This is a genomic window from uncultured Maritalea sp., from assembly GCF_937139385.1.
GTDB classification, from domain to species: Bacteria; Pseudomonadota; Alphaproteobacteria; order Rhizobiales; family Devosiaceae; genus Maritalea; species Maritalea porphyrae_A.
In genome coordinates this window covers 1-3,223 of sequence record NZ_CAKZPW010000085.1, presented here as the reverse complement: position 1 = coordinate 3,223, position 3,223 = coordinate 1, and the positions used below count along the sequence as shown (strand labels likewise).

At 51.7% G+C, this 3,223-nt stretch carries 3 protein-coding genes and 1 pseudogene; 3 read left to right on the top strand and 1 reads right to left on the bottom strand.

What is annotated here, in order from left to right:
• From Q0231_RS03620 to Q0231_RS03610, 3 genes are all read left to right on the top strand, one after another.
• Positions 1 to 408 (top strand): ATP-binding cassette domain-containing protein (locus Q0231_RS03620; protein WP_299345204.1); only part of this gene is annotated, 408 nt, incomplete at its 5' end.
• Complete coding sequence (locus tag Q0231_RS03615) at positions 405 to 1,226, top strand: ABC transporter ATP-binding protein (protein WP_269393125.1); 822 nt, start codon at positions 405 to 407, stop codon at positions 1,224 to 1,226. The genes Q0231_RS03620 and Q0231_RS03615, both read left to right, overlap by 4 nt.
• Positions 1,227 to 1,500: 274 nt before the next feature.
• Positions 1,501 to 2,955 carry a protein adenylyltransferase SelO family protein gene (locus Q0231_RS03610; protein ID WP_299345198.1) on the top strand — a complete coding sequence of 485 codons (1,455 nt, stop codon included), beginning with the start codon at positions 1,501 to 1,503 and terminating at the stop codon, positions 2,953 to 2,955.
• Between the two features lie 126 nt (positions 2,956 to 3,081).
• On the opposite strand, the pseudogene Q0231_RS03605 reads toward Q0231_RS03610, so the two are convergent.
• Positions 3,082 to 3,223 (bottom strand): annotated as a pseudogene (locus Q0231_RS03605) (C4-dicarboxylate ABC transporter permease); the annotation flags it as partial.

Here is a 3,223-nt window from a genome sequence, read left to right as displayed (position 1 = left end):
AGCTACCCGCACCAACTCTCTGGCGGTCAATGCCAGCGGGTGATGATTGCAATGGCCATTTCATGTAGCCCAAAATTGTTGATTGCTGATGAGCCCACAACGGCGCTCGATGTGACCATCCAAAAGCAAATTCTTGATTTGCTGTTGGATATTCAAAAGCAAAACAATATGGCACTGATCATGATCACCCACGATATGGGTGTTGTGGCTGAAACCGCGCAACGGGTTGTGGTGCAGTATAAAGGCCGCCAGATGGAAGAAGCTGGCGTGCTTGAACTGTTTGAAAACCCACAAAGCCTTTACACCAAAGCGCTGCTTTCGGCATTGCCTGAGCGGGCAGAAGGTGATCGGTTGCCAACGGTTTCTGACTTTGCAGATACCTTCGAGCAAGAAGGAGCCTCATCATGAGCGACGCAATTCTAAGAGCCAAAGACATTACCCGTGACTATGTCACCAAGGGGTCAATGTTCAAAGCGGGCGATGTGGTTCACGCCCTCAAGGGCATTAGCTTTGATGTCAAAGAAGGCGAAACACTGGCACTCGTTGGCGAAAGTGGATGCGGCAAGTCTACCCTGGCACGTATCCTCACCATGATTGATGCGCAAACATCGGGCGAGTTGGAAATTGAAGGCAAGAACATTAATATTGCCGATCAAAAACCAACGCCTGAAATGCGCCAGCGCATGCAAATCGTGTTTCAAAACCCATATGGGTCTTTGAACCCGCGCCAAAAAGTGGGCGAAGTGCTTGAAGAGCCTTTGGTGATCAACACCAATATGGGCGCTGAAGAACGTCGTGAACGGGCTATGGAAATGTTGCAAAAGGTCGGGCTTGAGCCTGTGCATTATGGACGTTATCCGCACATGTTCTCCGGTGGTCAACGCCAGCGGATCGCTATCGCGCGGGCTTTGATGTTGCGGCCAAAAATATTGGTACTCGATGAGCCAGTGTCTGCTTTGGACCTATCGGTTCAAGCGCAGATTTTGAACTTGCTTGCTGATTTGCAGGACGAGTTTAACCTCTCCTATATCTTCATCTCGCACGATTTGTCCGTGGTAAAATATATCGCTGACAGGGTGATGGTGATGTATTTTGGTGAGATTGTTGAACAAAATACACGCGAAGAGATCTTCTCTAACCCGCAGCACGAATATACCAAAACCTTGCTGGCGGCGACGCCACGCGCGACGGTTGAATCAATCAAGAAGCGGTTGGGCGTTGCCTAGTTGTTAGATTGATTTTGAGTTTGAAGAAGGCGGGGCTTGGCTCCGCCTTTTTTGTTGCGCCGCCGTTGGGCGCTTCGCACAGCGTTTGCCGCGCCCGTGCAGGCGCAGCAAATCGGAGCGCGCGGTCATACGAGTGTGTTTAGCGCATCATGCGATTTGTGGTACGCACCGTGCGCAAACACAGGCCTCACCTGCTTTTGATTTTGCCGATCAACACTACAATGCTATCAAGCAATCAAGCAATCAAGCAATCAAGAGATAGGTAGGCTTAACATTGCTAGACAAAACCACCCCAATTTTCGGCGCGCATTATGCACAGCTGCCGGATCGCTTTTATGCTGAGCAACCTGCAACACCGGTTGCTAAACCCAGCTGGATTGCGTTCAATAAGCTATTGGCAGAAGACTTACAGCTGGATGCCACACAAATTGCCACTGAGGCCGGTCTTGCCATTTTTGCAGGCAACCAGACCCCGCCCGGCACAGTGCCGCTGGCCATGGCTTATTCGGGGCATCAGTTCGGCCATTGGAACCCAAGTTTGGGTGATGGGCGTGCGCTTTTGTTGGGCGACGTTACTGACAAGGCTGGCCAGCGTTTCGATATCCAGCTGAAAGGCTCTGGCCCGACGCCCTTTTCGCGCAACGGGGATGGCCGCGCAGCGCTTGGCCCGGTGTTGCGTGAATATGTTTTGTCTGAAGCCATGAACGCCATGGGCATTGCCACAACGCGCGCCCTTGCCGCTGTATCAACGGGCGAAAAAGTACGCCGAGAAACGCCATTGCCCGGCGCTATTATTACGCGCGTTGCAAAAAGCTTTGTGCGCGTTGGCACCTTCCAATATTTTGTGGCCCATGACGACAAAGAAGGCCTAATGGCGCTCGCCGATTTTTCAATAGAACGGCATGAGCCTGACCTCAAAGGGACCGAATATCCCTATTTAGAACTGCTCAAACGCGTGGTATCGCGTCAAGCCCATCTGATCGCCAGCTGGCAATTGATCGGCTTCATCCATGGGGTTATGAACACCGACAATGTTTCCATTGCGGGCGAAACCATTGACTATGGTCCTTGCGCCTTTATGGATCAATATGACCCGGCAACGGTTTTTAGTTCCATCGATAGTTTGGGCCGCTACGCCTATCAAAACCAACCGCGCATTGGCCAATGGAATCTGAGCGTTCTCGCGCAATCCATGCTGCCAATTTTGCATGAAGATGAAGACCAGGCTTTGGCGCTTGCCCAAGATGCGATCAACGAATTTTCTGCCCAGTTTGACTTGGCGTTTCGCACCGGTTTGCTCAAGAAAATCGGCATTGTTGAAGAGCAATCTGGAGACTATGAACTCGCCATTGAATTGCTTGATACGATGAAGCAGGCGCGCGCCGATTTTACCAATACGTTCCGTGCCCTTTCGAACTTGGACTTGTCCGCCCCAGAAATTGGAGCGGCGCAATTGCCGCTCACCGATTGGGTCAACAATTGGCTGCGCCATACGGATGGGGGCAAACGGATCGACCAAAATATGATGCGATCAGTGAACCCAGCTTTCATTCCGCGCAACCACCGGATTGAAGCAATGATACAAGCCGCAACGCGTGGCGACTTTTCATTGTTTCACGAGTTGATGGAAGTTTTGGCGACCCCTTTTGAGGACAAGCCAATTCACCACGCCTACACGCTACCACCAGCGCCCGATGAACGCGTGCATCAGACGTTTTGCGGGACCTGAGTTTTCGCGCGTGAGCCATTAATCTCATTGCGATGTGGCGACACTATTCATATCAACAAACGGTGCGCAGTGTGAGAAAAAAAAAGGCGACCCGAGGGCCGCCTTTAGGTGGGAGGAAGTTCTTTGTTATCGGGTGACGATTTCTGGTCCCATCATCGCATAGGGCAGTGCGGTTGAAAGCGCTGGCCAATAGGTAACGATGACCAAGAACACCATCAAGACCGCCACGAATGGCAGGGCCGCCTTGACCACTTGAAGCAAACTCATG